16 protein-coding genes and 5 tRNA genes are annotated in these 20,162 nt (G+C 34.7%); 20 read left to right on the forward strand and 1 reads right to left on the reverse strand.

Annotated features, from left to right (window positions below):
- Window positions 1–138: 138 nt before the first annotated feature.
- The 20 genes from AC13CQ_RS17610 (at window position 139) to AC13CQ_RS17705 (ending at window position 17,580) form a co-directional block, all read left to right on the forward strand.
- Window positions 139–426 carry an addiction module antidote protein gene (locus tag AC13CQ_RS17610; RefSeq protein WP_474507603.1) on the forward strand — a complete coding sequence of 96 codons (288 nt, stop codon included), beginning with the start codon at window positions 139–141 and terminating at the stop codon, window positions 424–426.
- 244 nt (window positions 427–670) lie between these two features.
- Complete coding sequence (gene rpsU / locus AC13CQ_RS17615; RefSeq protein ID WP_008613369.1) at window positions 671–865, forward strand: 30S ribosomal protein S21; 195 nt, start codon at window positions 671–673, stop codon at window positions 863–865.
- A 570-nt stretch (window positions 866–1,435) separates the two neighbouring features.
- Window positions 1,436–2,083: a hypothetical protein gene (locus AC13CQ_RS17620; protein WP_335588376.1), complete on the forward strand. Its 648-nt coding sequence runs from the start codon at window positions 1,436–1,438 to the stop codon at window positions 2,081–2,083.
- Between the two features lie 63 nt (window positions 2,084–2,146).
- The gene (locus AC13CQ_RS17625) at window positions 2,147–3,040 is read left to right on the forward strand and encodes a tyrosine-type recombinase/integrase (protein WP_335588377.1); all 894 of its coding nucleotides are present in this window, start codon (window positions 2,147–2,149) and stop codon (window positions 3,038–3,040) included.
- Window positions 3,041–3,240: 200 nt separating this feature from the next.
- A complete protein-coding gene (gene hpf / locus AC13CQ_RS17630; protein ID WP_008613366.1) occupies window positions 3,241–3,543 on the forward strand; it encodes a ribosome hibernation-promoting factor, HPF/YfiA family in 303 nt (100 codons plus the stop codon).
- 88 nt (window positions 3,544–3,631) lie between these two features.
- A tRNA-Thr gene (locus AC13CQ_RS17635) sits at window positions 3,632–3,705 on the forward strand.
- Between the two features lie 173 nt (window positions 3,706–3,878).
- Window positions 3,879–3,960: transfer RNA gene (locus AC13CQ_RS17640), tRNA-Tyr, on the forward strand.
- Between the two features lie 43 nt (window positions 3,961–4,003).
- Window positions 4,004–4,076, forward strand: a tRNA-Gly gene (locus AC13CQ_RS17645).
- A 168-nt stretch (window positions 4,077–4,244) separates the two neighbouring features.
- Window positions 4,245–4,316: transfer RNA gene (locus tag AC13CQ_RS17650), tRNA-Thr, on the forward strand.
- A 56-nt stretch (window positions 4,317–4,372) separates the two neighbouring features.
- Window positions 4,373–5,560, forward strand: coding sequence for an elongation factor Tu (gene tuf / locus AC13CQ_RS17655; protein ID WP_008613365.1), 1,188 nt, complete (start codon window positions 4,373–4,375; stop codon window positions 5,558–5,560).
- Between the two features lie 69 nt (window positions 5,561–5,629).
- Window positions 5,630–5,700, forward strand: a tRNA-Trp gene (locus tag AC13CQ_RS17660).
- Window positions 5,701–5,723: 23 nt separating this feature from the next.
- Complete coding sequence (gene secE, locus AC13CQ_RS17665) at window positions 5,724–5,909, forward strand: preprotein translocase subunit SecE (RefSeq protein WP_008613363.1); 186 nt, start codon at window positions 5,724–5,726, stop codon at window positions 5,907–5,909.
- A gap of 24 nt (window positions 5,910–5,933) precedes the next feature.
- Entirely contained in the window at window positions 5,934–6,485 is a 552-nt protein-coding gene (gene nusG / locus AC13CQ_RS17670; RefSeq protein ID WP_008613358.1) for a transcription termination/antitermination protein NusG, read from the forward strand.
- A 73-nt stretch (window positions 6,486–6,558) separates the two neighbouring features.
- Entirely contained in the window at window positions 6,559–6,996 is a 438-nt protein-coding gene (gene rplK / locus AC13CQ_RS17675; protein WP_008613347.1) for a 50S ribosomal protein L11, read from the forward strand.
- Between the two features lie 19 nt (window positions 6,997–7,015).
- Window positions 7,016–7,705, forward strand: a complete 690-nt coding sequence (gene rplA / locus AC13CQ_RS17680; RefSeq protein ID WP_335587390.1) for a 50S ribosomal protein L1 — start codon at window positions 7,016–7,018, stop codon at window positions 7,703–7,705.
- Between the two features lie 23 nt (window positions 7,706–7,728).
- Entirely contained in the window at window positions 7,729–8,250 is a 522-nt protein-coding gene (rplJ, locus tag AC13CQ_RS17685) for a 50S ribosomal protein L10 (protein WP_474507200.1), read from the forward strand.
- A gap of 54 nt (window positions 8,251–8,304) precedes the next feature.
- Window positions 8,305–8,679, forward strand: coding sequence for a 50S ribosomal protein L7/L12 (gene rplL / locus AC13CQ_RS17690; protein WP_008613330.1), 375 nt, complete (start codon window positions 8,305–8,307; stop codon window positions 8,677–8,679).
- 137 nt (window positions 8,680–8,816) lie between these two features.
- Window positions 8,817–12,626, forward strand: a complete 3,810-nt coding sequence (gene rpoB, locus AC13CQ_RS17695; RefSeq protein ID WP_008613329.1) for a DNA-directed RNA polymerase subunit beta — start codon at window positions 8,817–8,819, stop codon at window positions 12,624–12,626.
- Between the two features lie 183 nt (window positions 12,627–12,809).
- Window positions 12,810–17,114: a DNA-directed RNA polymerase subunit beta' gene (gene rpoC, locus AC13CQ_RS17700; RefSeq protein WP_008613327.1), complete on the forward strand. Its 4,305-nt coding sequence runs from the start codon at window positions 12,810–12,812 to the stop codon at window positions 17,112–17,114.
- A gap of 151 nt (window positions 17,115–17,265) precedes the next feature.
- Window positions 17,266–17,580: a DUF3467 domain-containing protein gene (locus AC13CQ_RS17705; protein ID WP_008613325.1), complete on the forward strand. Its 315-nt coding sequence runs from the start codon at window positions 17,266–17,268 to the stop codon at window positions 17,578–17,580.
- On the opposite strand, the gene AC13CQ_RS17710 is transcribed toward AC13CQ_RS17705, so the two are convergent.
- Entirely contained in the window at window positions 17,577–20,156 is a 2,580-nt protein-coding gene (locus tag AC13CQ_RS17710; RefSeq protein WP_474507201.1) for a carboxypeptidase-like regulatory domain-containing protein, read from the reverse strand. The genes AC13CQ_RS17705 and AC13CQ_RS17710 overlap by 4 nt on opposite strands.
- Window positions 20,157–20,162 lie beyond the last annotated feature (6 nt).

Genomic DNA, 20,162 nt, shown 5'->3' on the forward strand with positions numbered 1-20,162 from the left:
GGCAGCAAGTTCAGGTATACTTGTCTGCTCTTTTATCGCTTCAATGGCTACTTTGGCCTTAAAGGATGCGCTGAATTTTCTTCTTGATGTTTTCATATTGACAGGGTTAAAATTACAACTTAATTTCCTGTCCTAAATTTGGGGAGTATTATAAAATTTGATATTGCGGACTATATTGACAGCGAAGAAATGATTGCTGAATACCTAAACACTGTACTTGAAGATGGAGAAAGTTCTGATTTGATAGTAGCCATCGGACATATTGCAAAGGCAATTGGAATGACTAAAATTGCGGAAAAAACTGGAATGAGCAGACCAAGTCTGTATAAAGCATTATCTGATGGAGCAAAATCACAATTTGAAACAATAATAAAAGTGCTAAAAGCTATTGGTGGACAAATCAATGTGAAACCAATGTCAGTATAAAAAAATGAACAAGAATAATTGTTTAGGGTGCTATTGATTTTTGTTACTCGATAATTGAGATTTAACTATTCCGACGTTTGCGTAACAATGAGGTTTTCTATTTTTAAGTAATAGTGAGTCTATATCGAGGTAGTTTAATTTCTGATTAACAGGTTTTAAGGAGCGATATTTTTTTATTTTTTTATTTTTCATTTTAAATTAATTTTTATCTTTGCCGCCATAAAAGAAAGGAGGTGGTCAACTTATGTTAATTATACCAATAAAAGAAGGAGAAAATATAGACAGAGCGCTTAAGCGTTACAAGCGTAAATTTGATAAAACTGGTACGATGCGTCAGCTACGTAGCCGTAAGCAATTTACAAAACCTTCAGTAGAGAAGAGAGCGCAAATTCAAAAAGCAGCTTACGTTCAAAATTTAAGAGATCAGGAAGAAGTATAAGGTTTTTTTCTACTTAAAATAAATACATCCCGTTTCGTTAGAAGCGGGATTTTTTTGTTTATATAAAACATATAGATTATACGTTTTGTATAAGGACATTCATTAATGTCGGAGTAAGAATACAAGACCGCTTCGCTGTAAGAAAAAAGAACTAAGACTAATTCTTATCTATCAAAAAAGAAGCATTTAATAGAAATAACATTACTGAAATCCTTTTTTAATTAATAGTGAGGAACCTATTTTGAAAACCTCCATTGAGCCTTGATGTAGTGGGGTCTAATAAATTCCGTTAACTTTTATCCCTCATTGAGGGTTTAATTCCTCAGAGCCTGTACTGAGTTTGCCGAAGTACCCTGCATCGAAATGGGTTTAATTTATTTCCTTTGAATATTTCATAAGCTTGCCTCGAGGTAGTTGATTGAAAAAATAGATTATATTAAGATTGATTCGAAAAGCTTGTTTGGAATTTGAATAGATTGTTCTTAAAAGAGTTATTTTTATTCAACTATTATGTTTAATATCAATTTAAAAGAGGGTGAAAGAAAGTATTTTTTCTTTAAAAATGCTTTTATGTTTGTTGCTTCATTTATTATAGGAGTGATGACGCATGAATATGGGCATTATGTAATGGCTAAATTTTTAGGGTATAATCCTAAATTTCATTTTAGTTATGTTTCTTATGATACAACAGAATTTCATAAGGAATTTGAAAATATTTATGAGCAGTATAAGGATGAGATAATTGAAGGAGCAGACTTCCCGTTAAAAGAACGCCGAATTGAATTGATGCGTAAATTAAATAAAGAGCGTTTTTTAATAGTTTCTTCTGGAGTTTTTACAACAGCTATGATTGGAACCTTAGGTTTTTTAGTTGTTTTATTTTTTAAGTCGAAACCATATACTATTATTTTTTTTTATTTAAGCCTTTTCTGGCTAAGAATGCCTTTTAATCTTTGCTTGTCTATAATGCTATATGGATTAGGGATTACTAATTTTATTTATGGAGGAGATGAATTAAAATTGTCTATATCATCAGGAGTTTCATTGGGAGTCTTTCCTATTGTTTTGGGTGTGTTAGGCGGTGTAATATCATGTATGTCTTTTTTGATTTTTATAAAGAAAAGTAATAGAATACTATTTATAGCGTCAGGTATACTAGGAGGAGGGATAGGGGCAATAGTATGGTTTCTATTGTTTGGCAATGTATCTTTTTTATGAGTAGTGCTAGCTTTGGTGAATGCGTGATTCAAAATTTGTATCTTTGATATAAACTCATAAGTAATGCCATTTGCTAAATTTCTCGATTATCTTCAGCTTGAAAAAAATTATTCAAAGCATACAGTGTTGGCATATAAAAATGATCTTCAGTCTTTTTTAGATTATTGCATTTCTACTTTTGAGGGGCATACGCTTGAAAATGTAAATTACTCCCAAATCCGTTCTTGGATTGTTCTATTAGTAGATAGTGGTTTAAATAATAGGAGTATAAATAGAAAAGTAGCATCGCTTAAGGCGTATTATAAATTTCTGTTGAAAACAAATCAGATTACGGTTAATCCGTTAGCAAAACACAAAGCTTTAAAAACTGCAAAAAAAATTGAAGTTCCTTTTTCTAAAAATGAGATGACACAGGTTTTAGATGAAATGGAGTTTGGAGAAGATTTTGAAGGGATTCGAGATAAATTAATGATAGCGCTTTTTTATGCCACAGGAATGCGGCGTATTGAATTGGTTAATTTGAAACTTCAGGATATAGATTTTGCCAATAAAACCATTAAGGTTTTAGGGAAGCGTAATAAAGAAAGATTTATCCCGCTTATGGTGTCAATAGAATCTTCAATAAAAAAATATATAGCGGTAAGAAACGATTATGTTAATGAGGATACAAAAGACTCTTTATTTCTTCTTAAAAGTGGTGATAAAATATATGAAAGTCTTGTTTATAGAACAATAAATAAGTACTTTAGTAAGGCGTCAACAAAACTAAAGAAGAGTCCGCATATTCTTAGGCATACATTTGCAACACATTTATTGAATGATGGAGCAGATTTAAATTCAGTAAAAGAATTATTAGGACATTCTAGTTTAGCTTCAACACAAGTTTATACACATAATAGTATAGCAGAATTGAAAAAACAATACGGAGAGGCGCATCCGCGAAATAGAAAAAAATAAATTACCTCAGAGCAAGCTCAAGAGATGTAGGGAGGAAAAACCAAAAGAAAACATTTCGAAGCAAGCTTTGGAGTATTCTAATCTCACTTAGTGAGAAACATAATTATATATTATGAGTTAGTTTGATGTTCGATGAAAATCATCGAAGCTGTAGAGCCCATTTAATTGGGAGTATTGTTTAACCTTAAATTTTAAAGGAAATGGAAGTAAACACACAATCTGTAAACTTTAATGTGGATCAAAAATTGTTAAATTTTATTCAAAAGAGATTGGATAAATTAGACCACTATTATGACAAAGTCGTCCATTCAGACGTGTATTTAAAGGTTCAAAACACAAGTGTTAAGGAGAATAAAATAGCCGAGATTAAAGTGCATGTTCCTGGGGATGAATACATAGTAAAGAAACAGTGTAAAACTTTTGAAGAAGCAGTAGATAGTGCTGCTAGTTCCTTAGAAAGGTCGTTAAAAAAAAGAAAGCAAAAATTACGTGCTTATATATAAGTAAAAATTTTTCGTAATTTGTTTTGTAAAAAGAATAATTTATATACATTTGCAGTCCGTTAGAAATAGCGGACTTTTTTACTGAAAAGCCGATGTAGCTCAGCTGGCTAGAGCAGCTGATTTGTAATCAGCAGGTCGTGGGTTCGAGTCCCTCCATCGGCTCAAAAAGTTTTAGTTTTTTGATAACTTGATGATTTTTAGAAGCGTAAAATTTATCTTCAAAAAAAAGATAAAAAAATAGTGATTAATTGAAAAGAATTAATTACTTTTGCGCTCGGAATTTTAAATAAAAAGTGGTTGTGATTAACTTCTTTTTAATTTCAAAATGCTTTATTGGGGAGATACTCAAGCGGCCAACGAGGGCAGACTGTAAATCTGCTGACTATGTCTTCGCAGGTTCGAATCCTGCTCTCCCCACAAAAAATGCAAATCGATTCTTATTTATTTTAGAATTGTGAATGCGGGAGTAGCTCAGTTGGTAGAGCGTCAGCCTTCCAAGCTGAATGTCGCGAGTTCGAACCTCGTCTCCCGCTCAAAACAGAATGGCTTGAGTTTAGGCTTAAGTTTAAAAATAGAGATGAGACTAATCTTAAGAAAATAAGGTGTGTTCTCCTCTCTTATTCTAGTACTTTGAGTTTATGGTTGTTGATTGAGGTGATTTTTTAAAAAGCAATTTTTAAACTTGAAGCTTGAATTTTCAAGCCGGTGTAGCTCAGGGGTAGAGCGCTTCCTTGGTAAGGAAGAGGTCACGAGTTCAATTCTCGTCATTGGCTCTTGTTGCGTTTAAATTTGAACACTAATATATAACTAAGATTAAAATTATTAAATCATGGCAAAGGAAACTTTTGATCGTTCCAAACCACACTTAAATATAGGTACTATTGGACACGTAGATCACGGTAAAACTACTTTAACTGCTGCTATCACTAAAGTATTGGCAGATGCTGGTCTTTCTGATGCACGTTCATTCGATTCTATCGATAACGCTCCTGAAGAAAAAGAAAGAGGTATTACAATTAATACTTCTCACGTAGAGTACCAAACTGCTAATCGTCACTACGCTCACGTTGACTGTCCTGGTCACGCGGATTACGTAAAGAACATGGTGACAGGTGCTGCTCAAATGGACGGTGCTATTTTGGTAGTTGCTGCTACAGATGGTCCAATGCCACAAACTCGTGAGCACATCCTTTTAGGACGTCAGGTAGGAGTTCCTAGAATCGTTGTTTTCTTGAATAAAGTTGATATGGTTGATGATGAGGAGCTTTTAGAGCTTGTTGATATGGAGGTAAGAGAATTACTTTCTTTCTACGAGTATGATGGAGATAATGGTCCTGTAATTCCAGGTTCTGCTCTTGGTGCTTTAAATGGTGAGCAAAAATGGGTTGACTCTGTAATGAAGTTGATGGAAGCTGTTGATGAGTGGATTGAATTACCAGTTAGAGATATCGATAAAGATTTCTTAATGCCAATCGAGGATGTATTTACAATTACAGGTCGTGGTACAGTTGCTACTGGACGTATCGAATCTGGAGTTGCTAAAACTGGAGAAGGTGTTGATATTATCGGTATGGGAGCTGAAAAATTAACTTCTACTATTACAGGGGTTGAGATGTTCCGTAAAATATTAGATAGAGGTGAAGCTGGAGATAACGTAGGTATTCTTTTAAGAGGTATTGAGAAAACTGATATCAAAAGAGGTATGGTTATCTGTAAGCCAGGTTCTGTAACTCCTCACGCTAAATTTAAAGCAGAGGTTTACGTTCTTAAAAAAGAAGAAGGTGGACGTCACACTCCATTCCATAACAACTACCGTCCACAGTTCTACGTACGTACAACTGACGTAACAGGTACTATTTCTTTACCTGATGGAGTTGAGATGGTTATGCCTGGTGATAACTTAACTATTACAGTTGAATTACTTCAGCCAATTGCATTAAGCAAAGGTCTACGTTTCGCTATCCGTGAAGGAGGTAGAACAGTAGGAGCTGGACAGGTTACTGAAATTTTAGACTAATTTCATTATAATATACAAGTTTTAAGGGTGTCTAGTTTTTATAAGCTAGACGCCTTTGAACTTGAATAAACGGGTGTAGTTCAAGGGTAGAATACCGGTCTCCAAAACCGTTGATGGGAGTTCGAATCTCTCCACCCGTGCAAAAAAAATATATAGAGTAAAAATGGTAAATTATATAAAGGAATCATTCGAAGAGTTAAGAGCGAATGTTACTTGGCCATCATGGGCTGAGGGACAGAACCTAATGGTTGTTGTTGCTGTTTTCTCTATACTTTTTTCGTTAGCTGTTTGGGGCGTTGATACAGCTTTAGCTAAGCTTATCAAGCTTTATTTCGGTGCAATTAATTAATAATATTTAAAGACGAGTATTGCAATGGCAGAAGCGTTGGCAAAACAGTGGTATGTAGTAAGGGCTGTGAGTGGTCAGGAAAATAAAGTTAAAGGCTACATAGAACAAGATATAGCTCGCCTTGGGTATTCAGATTATGTAGATGAAGTATTAGTGCCTACAGAGAAGGTGATTCAGATACGTAATGGTAAAAAGATAAATAAAGAACGAGTTTACTTCCCTGGCTATGTAATGGTGAAAGCTAATTTAGGAGGGGAAATAGTTCATGTTATTAAATCTATAACTGGAGTTATAGGTTTTCTTGGTGAAGTAAAAGGAGGAGATCCTGTTCCATTGAGAAAATCTGAAGTAAATAGAATGTTAGGAAAAGTGGATGAGTTATCTGTTAAAACAGATAATGTTGCTATTCCTTATGTTTTAGGAGAAACAGTAAAAGTTATAGATGGTCCTTTTAATGGATTTAATGGAACTGTTGAAAAAGTAAATGAAGAGAAGCGTAAGCTTGAGGTAATGGTTAAGATTTTCGGAAGAAAAACACCATTAGAGTTGAGTTATATGCAGGTAGAGAAAGTATAATTGTTACACATTATATAGATTCGTCTTGCTTCCATTAGATAAGGCGATTCAAATTTTAAATTGAACAAAAACAATGGCAAAAGAAGTTAGTAAAGTAGTTAAGCTACAAGTTAGGGGAGGTGCTGCGAATCCGTCGCCACCGGTTGGACCCGCTCTAGGTGCTGCCGGTGTTAACATCATGGAGTTCTGTAAGCAGTTTAATGCTCGTACACAGGACAAACAAGGTAAAGTATTACCTGTTGCTATCACCGTTTACAAAGACAAATCATTCGACTTTGTAATTAAGACACCGCCAGCGGCAGTTCAGCTAATGGAAGCGGCTAAGGTTAAAAAGGGTTCTGGAGAGCCAAACCGTAAAAAGGTTGCTAGCGTTACTTGGGATCAAGTAAAAGCTATCGCAGAAGACAAAATGCAAGATCTTAATGCGTTTACTGTAGAATCTGCTATGAGCATGGTTGCAGGAACAGCAAGATCTATGGGATTAACGGTTTCAGGTGATAAGCCTTTTTAAATCTTAAAAGAATCTAGAAATGGCAAAATTAACAAAAAAGCAAAAAGAAGCAGTTGGGAAAATCGACAAGAGTAAATTATACTCTGTTCAAGAGGCTTCTCAACTAGTAAAAGATATCACTAACGTTAAGTTTGATGCATCTGTTGACTTAGCAGTACGTTTAGGAGTAGATCCACGTAAAGCTAATCAAATGGTAAGAGGGGTAGTTACACTTCCGCATGGAACTGGTAAAGATGTAAAAGTTTTAGCATTGGTTACTCCAGATAAGGAAGCCGAAGCTAAAGAAGCTGGAGCAGATTACGTAGGGTTAGATGAGTACTTACAAAAGATAAAAGACGGTTGGACAGATGTTGATGTAATAATCACTATGCCAAGCGTAATGGGTAAATTGGGGCCTTTAGGACGTGTTCTAGGACCAAGAGGTTTAATGCCAAACCCAAAGACAGGTACAGTTACTATGGATGTAGCTAAAGCTGTAAGTGAGGTGAAAGCTGGTAAAATTGACTTTAAAGTTGATAAAACAGGGATCGTTCATGCAGCAGTAGGTAAAGCATCTTTTTCAGCAGACAAAATTGCTGATAACGCAAACGAATTATTACAAACATTATTAAAACTGAAGCCAACTGCGGCCAAAGGAACTTACGTAAAGAGTATCTTTATATCTAGTACAATGAGTCCTAGTATTCCTGTAGATCCTAAGGCAGTTTAATTGGCAGTATAAATTTTTTAATCATGACTAGAGAAGAAAAGTTAACGGTAATAGAAGATTTGACTGCGCAGTTAGGTGATAATGGAAATATCTATTTAGCAGATATTTCAGGATTGGATGCCGAGACAACCTCTAACTTACGTAGAGCTTGTTTTAAAGCAAACATCAAACTTGCAGTTGTAAAAAATACATTGCTTGCAAAAGCAATGGAGGCTTCTGATAAAGATTTCGGAGATCTTCCAACAGTACTTAAAGGTAATACATCTTTAATGTTTTCTGAAACTGGAAACGGTCCTGCGAAACTTATCAAAGATTTCCGTAAAAAATCTGATAAACCTTTATTAAAAGGTGCTTTTATAGAAGAAGCAGTTTACCTTGGAGATAACCAATTAGATGCCCTTGTTAGTATCAAATCTAAAGAGGAAGTTATTGGAGATATCATCGGATTGTTACAGTCGCCTGCTAAGAATGTTATTAGCGGACTTAAATCAGGTGGTGGTAAATTAGCTGGTATCCTTAAAACCTTATCAGAAAGGGAATCATAAAGTAGTACGCACTTAAACAATTATATTTTTAAAAATTTATTAAAACGATAGAAAATGGCAGATTTAAAAGATTTTGCAGAACAATTAGTTAATTTAACAGTTAAAGAAGTAAACGAATTAGCTGATATCTTAAAAGAAGAATACGGTATAGAGCCAGCTGCTGCAGCTGTTGCTGTTGCTGGTGGAGCTGCTGCTGGTGGTGAAGCTGCTGAGGAGAAAACAGAATTTGATGTTATCCTTAAAGCTGCTGGAGCCTCTAAATTAGCTGTAGTAAAATTAGTTAAAGAATTAACTGGTTTAGGACTTAAAGAAGCTAAAGAAATGGTAGACGGAGCTCCTAAAGCTATCAAAGAAGGAGTAGCTAAAGATGAAGCGGAAGCGCTTAAAGCATCTTTAGAAGAAGCTGGTGCAGAGGTAGAATTAAACTAATTCCACCCTACAGCGCTTAGCTGTAAGATACGGTTTAGGTCCTTCCCGAATATTACGGGTAGTGACCTAAACCCTTTTTGCGTATATAAATGTATACGTTTTTTTAATTTTCACTTTAATCAAAATATTGTCCATTGATGTTCACAAATCAGACTGAAAGAATTAATTTCGCCTCTGCAAAGAATACTCCGGCATACCCGGATTTCTTGGACATTCAGATTAAGTCATTCCAGGATTTCTTTCAACTGGAAACAAAATCTGAAGAGAGAGGTAACGAAGGTCTTTATAACACCTTCTTGGAGAACTTCCCCATTACTGATACGCGTAATCAATTTGTACTTGAATTTTTAGACTACTTTATCGATCCTCCTAGATACTCAATTCAAGAGTGTATAGAAAGAGGATTAACGTACAGTGTACCATTAAAGGCTAGACTAAAACTTTATTGTACAGATCCTGAGCACGAAGATTTTGAAACCATAGTACAGGATGTTTATCTTGGGGTAATTCCTTACATGACACCTAGTGGTACCTTTGTTATAAACGGAGCGGAACGCGTAGTTGTATCGCAATTACACAGATCTCCAGGTGTATTCTTTGGTCAATCATTCCATGCGAATGGAACAAAATTGTATTCTGCCAGAGTAATTCCTTTTAAAGGTTCTTGGATAGAATTTGCTACCGATATTAATAGCGTTATGTACGCATATATCGATAGAAAGAAAAAATTACCTGTTACAACACTTTTCCGTGCTATCGGATTTGAGCGCGATAAAGATATTCTTGAAATTTTTGACCTTGCTGAAGAGGTTAAAGTTTCAAAAAGTGGCTTGAAAAAAGTGTTGGGCAGAAAGTTAGCGGCACGTGTGCTTAAAACTTGGCATGAAGATTTCGTTGATGAGGATACAGGCGAGGTGGTTTCTATCGAAAGAAATGAAATCATTCTAGACAGAGACACGATTCTTGAAAAAGATCATATAGATGAAATTGTAGATACCGATGTTAAAACTATCTTATTGCATAAAGAAGATAGCCAAACAGGAGATTATGCTATTATCTATAACACATTACAAAAAGACCCTACAAACTCAGAAAAAGAGGCTGTAGAGCATATATACCGTCAATTACGTAATGCTGAACCGCCAGATGAAGAAACGGCAAGAGGTATTATAGACAAATTATTCTTCTCAGATCAACGTTACAACTTAGGAGAAGTTGGTCGTTACAGAATGAATAAAAAGTTAGGCTTGGATATCGCAATGGATAAACAAGTTTTAACAAAAGAAGATATTATTACAATTATTAAATATCTTATTGAGTTAATCAACTCTAAAGCAGAGATTGATGATATCGATCACTTATCTAACCGTCGTGTTAGAACAGTAGGAGAGCAATTGTCTTCTCAGTTTGGAGTAGGTTTAGCACGTATGGCTAGAACCATTCGTGAGCGTATGAATGTACGTGATAACGAGGTGTTTACACCTATCGATTTGATTAATGCTAAAACATTATCATCGGTTATTAACTCATTCTTTGGTACAAATCAGTTATCTCAGTTTATGGATCAAACAAATCCATTGGCAGAGATTACACACAAACGTCGTTTATCTGCATTAGGACCAGGAGGTCTTTCTCGTGAGAGAGCAGGATTCGAGGTTCGTGACGTTCACTACACGCATTACGGACGTCTTTGTCCTATTGAAACACCAGAGGGACCAAACATTGGTTTGATTTCTTCATTAAGTGTGTTTGCGAAAGTAAACGGAATGGGATTCATTGAAACTCCATATAGAAAAGTAACTGAAGGTAAAGTAGATCTTTCTGAAATACTTTATTTAAGTGCTGAAGAAGAAGAAGAAAAGAAAATTGCACAAGCAAATATTCCTTTATCAGATAATGGAACTATTGATACTGATAAAGTAATTGCACGTATGGAAGGTGACTTCCCAGTAGTAGATCCAGAAGAGATTCATTACACGGATGTTGCACCAAACCAGATTGCATCTATTTCTGCATCTTTAATTCCATTCTTGGAGCATGATGATGCCAACCGTGCATTGATGGGATCTAACATGATGCGCCAGGCAGTTCCTTTATTAAGACCAGAATCTCCAATTGTAGGGACAGGTCTAGAACGTCAGGTGGCTTCAGATTCTCGTGTATTAATTAACGCAGAAGGAGATGGAGTAATAGATTATGTAGATGCGTCTAAAATTACAATTAAGTACGATAGAACTGAAAATGATAGATTGGTAAGTTTTGATGATGATTTCAAAACATACAACCTAGTTAAATTCAGAAAAACAAATCAAGGAACTTCTATTAACCTTAAACCTATTGTAAGAAAAGGTGATAAAGTTAAAAAAGGACAAGTACTTTGTGAAGGTTATGCTACACAACAAGGAGAACTTGCTTTAGGAAGAAACTTACAAGTAGCCTTTATGCCTTGGAAAGGGTATAACTTTGAGGATGCAATTGTAATTTCTGAAAAAGTAGTTAGAGAAGATATCTTTACATCTATCCATATTGATGAGTATTCTCTTGAAGTGAGAGATACAAAATTAGGAGCTGAAGAATTAACAAATGATATTCCTAACGTATCTGAAGAGGCTACAAAAGACTTGGATGAAAACGGAATGATTCGTATTGGAGCTGAAGTAAAACCTGGAGATATTTTAATTGGTAAGATTACTCCAAAAGGAGAATCAGATCCAACTCCAGAAGAAAAATTACTTCGTGCAATCTTTGGAGATAAAGCAGGAGATGTAAAAGACGCTTCATTAAAAGCTTCTCCATCATTAAATGGAGTAGTTATTGATAAGAAATTGTTCTCAAGAGCTATTAAAGATAAGCGTAAGAGAGCAAAAGATAAAGAAGATATTGCTAAGTTAGAGTTAGAATTTGAGACAAAATTCACTGGACTTAAAGATGTATTGGTTGAAAAATTATTCTCAATTGTAAACGGAAAAACATCACAAGGAGTATTTAACGATTTAGGAGAAGAAGTATTCCCTAAAGGTAAAAAATACACACAAAAGATGTTGAATGCTGTAGACGATTTCGCACACTTAGTAAGCGGAACTTGGACAACAGATGATGAGACTAATGCATCAATCAACGATCTTCTTCATAATTATAAAATTAAATTAAACGACCTTCAAGGAGCGTTACGTAGAGATAAGTTTACTATTTCTGTTGGGGATGAATTACCAGCAGGAATTATGAAACTTGCTAAAGTGTATATCGCTAAAAAACGTAAGCTTAAAGTAGGAGATAAGATGGCAGGTCGTCACGGTAATAAAGGTATTGTAGCTAGAATTACACGTCAAGAAGATATGCCATTCTTAGAAGATGGAACACCAGTAGATATTGTATTAAATCCACTTGGGGTACCTTCTCGTATGAACATTGGGCAGATTTATGAAACCGTTTTAGGATGGGCAGGTAAAAACTTAGGTAGAAAATTTGCAACTCCAATCTTTGATGGTGCATCATTAGATCAAATTAATGAGCTTACAGATGAAGCTGGAATTCCAAGATTTGGTCATACATACCTTTATGATGGTGGAACTGGAGAGCGTTTTGATCAAGCGGCTACAGTAGGTGTAATTTACATGCTTAAATTAGGCCACATGGTAGACGACAAAATGCATGCACGTTCTATTGGACCATACTCATTAATTACGCAACAGCCTTTAGGAGGTAAAGCACAATTTGGTGGTCAGCGTTTTGGTGAGATGGAGGTTTGGGCACTTGAGGCATACGGTGCATCAAGTACACTAAGAGAAATCTTAACTGTAAAATCTGATGATGTTATTGGTAGAGCTAAAACTTACGAGTCTATCGTTAAGGGAGAGATGATGCCAGAACCAGGATTACCAGAATCCTTCAATGTATTAATGCATGAGTTGAAAGGTCTTGGTTTAGATATCAGATTAGAAGAATAATAATTTTAGTAGAGGCACTCGGTATGATACGGAGTGCCTTCACTAAAAAAGTTATAACCAACTACCTGCGGGGAAAGTCCTAAAGGTTTTTATAGTAAAACAATTTAATTCATTTCAACATAAGGTTGAAGAATTAAAACCTCAAAGAGGGTAATTACACTTAATTCATTATCACCATATATTATGGCTAGAAATAAAGATAAGAATACAGTACAACAGAGATTTAATAAAATCTCTATTGGTTTAGCGTCTCCAGAATCCATTTTAGCAGAGTCTAGAGGAGAAGTGCTAAAGCCGGAAACCATTAATTACCGTACGCACAAACCAGAGCGTGACGGTCTTTTCTGTGAGCGTATTTTTGGTCCGGTAAAGGATTACGAATGTGCTTGTGGTAAATATAAAAGAATACGTTATAAAGGAATTGTTTGTGACCGATGTGGTGTTGAAGTTACCGAGAAAAAGGTACGTAGAGATAGAGTAGGACACATCAATTTAGTAGTTCCTGTTGCACATATTTGGTATTTCCGTTCTTTACCAAACAAAATAGGATACCTTCTTGGATTACCATCTAAGAAATTGGATATGATTATCTACTATGAGCGTTATGTTGTTATCCAACCGGGTAATGCAAAAAATGCTGATGGAGAACCTGTTCAAAAAATGGATTTCTTAACGGAAGAAGAATATTTAAATATTCTAGAATCGCTTCCTTCAGAAAATCAATATTTAGAAGATACAGACCCTAATAAGTTTATTGCTAAAATGGGAGCTGAATGTCTTATAGAGTTATTGTCAAGAATAGAACTTAACGAACTTTCTTACGAGCTTAGACATAAAGCAAATACTGAAACTTCTAAACAACGTAAAACAGAAGCTTTAAAACGTCTTCAAGTTGTTGAAGCACTTCGTGAATCTCAAAAGAATAGAGAAAACAATCCAGAATGGATGATTATGAAAGTAATTCCGGTTATTCCACCAGAATTACGTCCATTAGTTCCATTGGATGGAGGTCGTTTTGCAACATCAGATTTAAATGATCTTTACCGTAGGGTAATTATCAGAAACAATCGTTTAAAACGATTAATGGAGATTAAAGCTCCAGAAGTTATCTTACGTAACGAGAAGCGTATGCTTCAAGAATCTGTAGATTCATTATTTGATAATACCCGTAAGTCTTCTGCAGTTAAAACAGAATCTAACAGACCATTAAAATCGCTTTCAGATTCATTAAAAGGTAAACAAGGACGTTTCCGTCAAAACCTTCTAGGTAAACGTGTGGATTATTCGGCACGTTCGGTAATTGTTGTTGGACCAGAAATGAAATTGTTTGAATGTGGTCTTCCTAAAAACATGGCAGCAGAGCTATACAAACCTTTTGTAATTAGAAAACTAATTGAAAGAGGGATTGTAAAAACGGTAAAATCTGCCAAAAAGATTATAGACAAAAGAGAGCCAGTAGTTTGGGATATTCTTGAGAACGTTCTTAAAGGACACCCAGTACTACTTAACCGTGCCCCTACGCTTCACCGTTTGGGTATCCAAGCATTCCAGCCTAAATTAATTGAGGGGAAAGCTATCCAGTTACACCCATTGGTATGTACGGCATTCAACGCCGATTTCGATGGTGACCAGATGGCGGTTCACTTACCTCTTGGGCCAGAAGCTATTTTAGAGGCACAAATGTTAATGTTGGCATCTCACAACATATTGAACCCAGCAAATGGTTCGCCAGTTACAGTACCTTCTCAGGATATGGTCTTGGGGCTGTACTATATGACTAAAGCTAGAAGATCTACACCAGAGCATCCTATTAAAGGAGAAGGTTTGACTTTTTATTCTGCAGATGAAGTAACAATTGCTTTTAATGAGAAAAAAGTTGACTTAAATGCAATGGTAAAGGTTCGTGCTAAGGACTTTAATGAAGAAGGAGAATTAGTGTACCAAATTATTGAAACTACAGTAGGTAGAATTTTATTCAACCAAGTAGTTCCAGAAAAGGCGGGATATATTAATGAAGTATTGACTAAAAAGTCGCTTAGAGATATTATTGGAGAAATCTTAAAGGCTACAGATGTTCCTACAACTGCAGACTTCTTGGACAAAATCAAGAGTATGGGGTATAACTTCGCATTTAAAGGAGGTTTATCATTCAGTTTAGGAGATATTATTATTCCTGAAGAGAAAGGACCAATGATTGATGAGGCAAATGTTCAGGTAGACGGAATTATGGCCAATTATAACATGGGACTTATTACTAATAATGAGCGTTATAATCAGGTAATTGATGTTTGGACTTCTACCAATGCAATGCTTACTGAACTTGCAATGAAGCGTATTCGTGAAGATAACCAAGGATTTAACTCGGTATTTATGATGCTTGACTCTGGAGCAAGGGGATCTAAAGAACAGATTCGTCAGCTTACAGGAATGCGTGGATTAATGGCAAAACCTAAAAAATCTACCGCTGGTGGTGGAGAAATTATTGAGAATCCAATTCTTTCTAACTTTAAAGAAGGATTATCGATTCTTGAGTACTTTATTTCTACTCACGGTGCGCGTAAAGGACTTGCGGATACGGCGTTAAAAACTGCCGATGCGGGTTACTTAACACGTCGTTTGGTGGATGTTTCTCAAGATGTTATTGTGAATACAGAAGACTGCGGAACTTTACGTGGTGTAGAAGTTGAAGCATTGAAGAAGAATGATGAGATAGTAGAATCTTTAGGAGAACGTATTTTAGGACGTGTTTCTTTACACGATGTTTACGATCCGTTAACAGAAGAATTATTAGTTCGTTCTGGAGAGGAAGTTTCAGAAGCAATCGTTAAGAAAATTAATGCATCTCCTGTTGAGAAAATTGAAGTACGTTCGCCACTTACTTGTGAAGCAAAACGAGGTATTTGTGCGAAATGTTACGGACGTAATCTTGCAACTGGTAAGATGGTTCAAAGAGGAGAAGCTGTTGGAGTTGTTGCTGCACAGTCTATTGGGGAACCAGGTACACAGCTTACGCTACGTACATTCCACGTAGGAGGTATTGCAGGAAACATTTCAGAAGAAAATAAAGTAATTGCTAAATTTAATAGTAAGTTAGAAATAGAAGACCTTAAAACAGTTAAGGGAACAGATGCTGAAGGAAATGAGGTTGATGTTGTAATTTCTAGAACTGCCGAAGTTAAATTTGTTGACGAAAAAACAGGTATTGTTTTAGCTACAAATAACGTTCCTTATGGTTCGCAAATTTTTGTGAAAGAAGGACAAAAAGTAGAAAAAGGAGCTGTAATCTGTCAATGGGATCCATATAACGCAGTAATTGTTTCTGAATTCTCAGGAAAAATTGCTTACGAAAATATTGATCAAGGGGTTACTTACCAAGTAGAGATTGATGAGCAAACTGGTTTCCAAGAGAAAGTAATTTCTGAATCTAGAAACAAAAAGCTTATTCCAACTTTATTGATTAAAGATGCTAAAGGAGAAACTTTACGTTCTTATAACTTACCAGTAGGTGCACACATTATGGTGGACAATGGGGAGAAGATAGCAGAAGGTAAAGTATTGGTTAAGATTCCTAGAAGATCTTCTAAAGCAGGGGATATTACAGGGGGTCTACCTAGAGTTACCGAGCTTTTCGAAGCACGTAACCCATCTAATCCAGCTGTAGTATCTGAAATTGATGGTGTAGTTTCTTTCGGGAAAATTAAAAGAGGTAATCGTGAGATTATTGTAGAATCTAAATTAGGAGACATTAAAAAGTACTTGGTTAAATTATCTAACCAGATTCTTGTTCAGGAAAACGATTATGTTCGTGCCGGAATGCCTCTTTCTGATGGTTCTATTACACCAGAAGATATTTTAAGAATTAAAGGCCCATCTGCGGTACAGCAATACTTAGTAAACGAAGTACAAGAGGTATACCGTTTACAAGGGGTGAAAATTAACGATAAGCACTTTGAAGTAGTAGTACGTCAAATGATGCGTAAAGTTAATATTCAAGATTCTGGAGATACTACTTTCTTAGAGCAACAATTAGTTCATAAAGACGATTTCATTGAAGAAAATGATAGAATCTTTGGAATGAAAGTTATCGAGGATGCAGGAGATTCAGATACTTTAAGAGCAGGACAAATTATTTCTCCACGTGAGTTGAGAGATGAGAATTCTATCTTAAGAAGAAATGACAAACAACTTGTTGAGGCTAGAGATGCTGTTCCGGCAGTAGCTACGCCAATACTTCAAGGTATTACAAGAGCATCGTTACAAACAAAATCGTTTATCTCTGCTGCATCGTTCCAGGAAACTACAAAAGTACTGAACGAAGCTGCTGTAAGCGGTAAAATAGATGATCTTGAAGGATTAAAAGAGAATGTAATTGTTGGACACAGAATCCCAGCTGGTACTGGAATGAGAGACTATGATAATATTATTGTAGGATCTAAAGAAGAGTACAATGAGATTATGGCTAGTAAACAACAGCACGTTAACTTTTAAGAATACTTAAAATTATATAGTAAAACCCCAAAGGAATTTTCCTTTGGGGTTTTCTTTTTTAAAATGCTATTTTTACAAAAGTTTGAAGAAGATTAATAAAAAGTTATTGCAACTTTAGACTTTACAAACTTTCAACTTTTAAAATTATACGATGAGCGATCAAAACGACAAAAACAAGAACCAAATAAACATAGAATTAGACGATGTAACAGCAGAAGGGACATATGCCAATCTTGCTATTATAAATCATTCTGTATCTGAGTTTGTAGTGGATTATGTAAGTATTATGCCTGGGAGACCTAAGGCTAAAGTAAAAAGTAGAATTATACTTACTCCTCAACATGCTAAGCGCTTTTTAAAAGCATTAGCAGATAATGTACAACGCTTTGAACAAGCACATGGCGAAATAAAGGATTATGAACAGCCACCAATCCCATTAAATTTTGGTCCTACTGGAGAGGCTTAGAATTTTATGGATGTATATAAAATAAGATAACCTAGATTATTACTGGTTTTAGTTTGGATTACTGTATTTCCATCTGAAACTGTATTTATAAAGCTGTAGTTATTTAAATTGAATAAAGTGAGTAGAGATTGTCCTTTGATTGAAAATGATAATTTTTCAGATAGATCATATTTAAATTCAAGATGAGTATCAGGAACATCAAATATTTCGTCATTTGTATTATATTTACGATATATGAAATCAAGATTCCAGCTGACTTTATCTCCAAAACCTTTTATGGAAAATGTATTGGTAAAGACAGATTGTCTGTTGGTTTCTTTGCCGTCAAGATTAAAAGAAAGTTCGCTCCACTCAAAACGATTGCCCATTTCGCTCATGAAAAAATTACGGGGAGCAAATGTAATTTTTGCCTCTGGATTCCATGAATTTACTTCTGCTAAGGCTTTTACATTATTGACAATGGTAGGGTAGGAGCTATACTTTAAGTTAAAATTACCACCTATAGTGAGACGATGATAAACTTTCCCTACATAGAAACCTTTTTTAGCACCAGTATTTAAAGTATGTGTTTGCTTATTGTCAAAGATAAGGTTGGAGTAAAAAAACCTATTGTTGGAAATAGAATCTAAAACACTTTGTAAAAAGTCCTGTTTGCGATTATATCGATAAATAATATGTAGACTTTTAGATCTTGCAACATTATTGTTAAACCAACTTAATGCAAGTTCATCATTGGTTGAGAATTTTTCAAGATTGCTTTCGTTTTGATTAATTATAATGTGATTATAATCCTTCACAATAGTATCGTATAATGAATTGAGATTATAAAATTTGTAATTATGACTATACCCCAATCCTAATTTATTCTGTGATTCGATATTATATGTCAAACTATGTGACATCTTTAGAAATCTCCGATTACCACTTTGTTCTTTAAAAATCAAGGTGGGAGATATTGATATTTTATAATCGAATTTTTTGACACCTCCACTAAGATAAAATGGGATTCCAATGGTGGAAACATTTCTTTTGAGGTCGGTATTATTAGAATTACTCCGACTGTATAGCTTCCCTAATTCAATATTATTAGTGGAATTAATACCTATATTTAGAGCAGATTTTTCAAGTCTAAATTTAAAATTACCTTGAGTCGAAAAAAAACTTTTAGAGAATGATTCTTCTTGAAAGATATCAGGAGCTTCAATATTTGATAATTGGGTTTTGTAATCTCGTGAAAAATTTTCATAGTAATAATCCATATCCAAATCGAAAATTGCACTGTCTCCCAACATATGTGTAAGCTTCATAACATTAGATATAGCTATATCTTTAGGGGTGTTTAGGTTTTGTTGCATAAAGTAGTTCTGATCAGGGATAAGCAATGTATCCATGCTAACTTCATTTTTTTTAGATTTCACTATTAAAGCATTTAAATTATTTTGAAGCACAGTACTTGATGAAATGAAATAATTATAGTTAGCTGTTGCAGATACAAAATTCCCTTTTTCAATGTTTTCAGAATAACTTTTTTCTATTAAGGTGTCGGCAATAAATGTATTGTAATTAATCTCTTGTTCAGTATGAATATTCCCGTGATAAACTACAATGCCTGTTTTACTTTTATCTCCCTGCCATCGGAAAGTGAGGTTGCTATTACTTACAAAGTTTTTTTTGGTTTGTACATTATCAATAAAAAAGGACTGAAAGGTTTTCTCAAGTGTAGTTGTTGCATAATTTGTAACAGAAGATAAAACATCTTGTTGGCTAAACTCTTTTTTGCCAGTATTATTGGTATGAGTTGTAACAAAGGAGTTGAACTCATCTGAAAAAAAGAATCCTTTACCTAAAAGGCTATATTTATTTTTAAACCCGTATCCAACACTTACTTCGGTTTTAAGAATTCCTTTAAATTCGCTTTTTGTATCAATGTTGATAACAGGATCTCTTATCCGATCAAAATCTAATGTAAATTTATCTTTATAGTTGTCTATAATTTGAACTTTATCCATTATCTCATAATCCAAGTTGTCTAAGGCAACCTTATTTTGATTGATGAATACTTCTTTGCTGTTGATGAGTATTTTATTAATTTGTTTTCCTTGATATGAAATTGTCCCCTCTTCACCCATAATGATACCTTCTGTTTTATCTAGAATCTCCCGAAGAGTACTTTCTTTACGAAGGCTCATGTTATTAATATCCAAATCTAAAATATCTTCGTTTTTTTTTACTTCTACAATGACTTCTTGCAGTTGAGTGACCCGCTCTTCTAAGTAGATTTCAATATTATAATTGTTGTTAAGTTGTATAAAAACAGTTTTTTCTTGATAGCCTATGGCGGAGACGTTAATAGTAATAGTTTGGATTTCAGAAGGGATTTCAATAGAAAAGCTCCCTTTTTCATCAGTATAACCATAATTTATGTTTTCTGAAGAGGATGTGTTATTTATTACAACGTTAGCATGAGGTACAAAACCTCCATCATTACTTTTAACAGTTCCAGAAATTTCTATTTGCTGTCCATATGCTATGTAGCCACAAAAAAAATAAATAATATATTTAAGTGATTTTAGCATTAAGAA

This window comes from Galbibacter sp. L-19, from assembly GCF_056857615.1.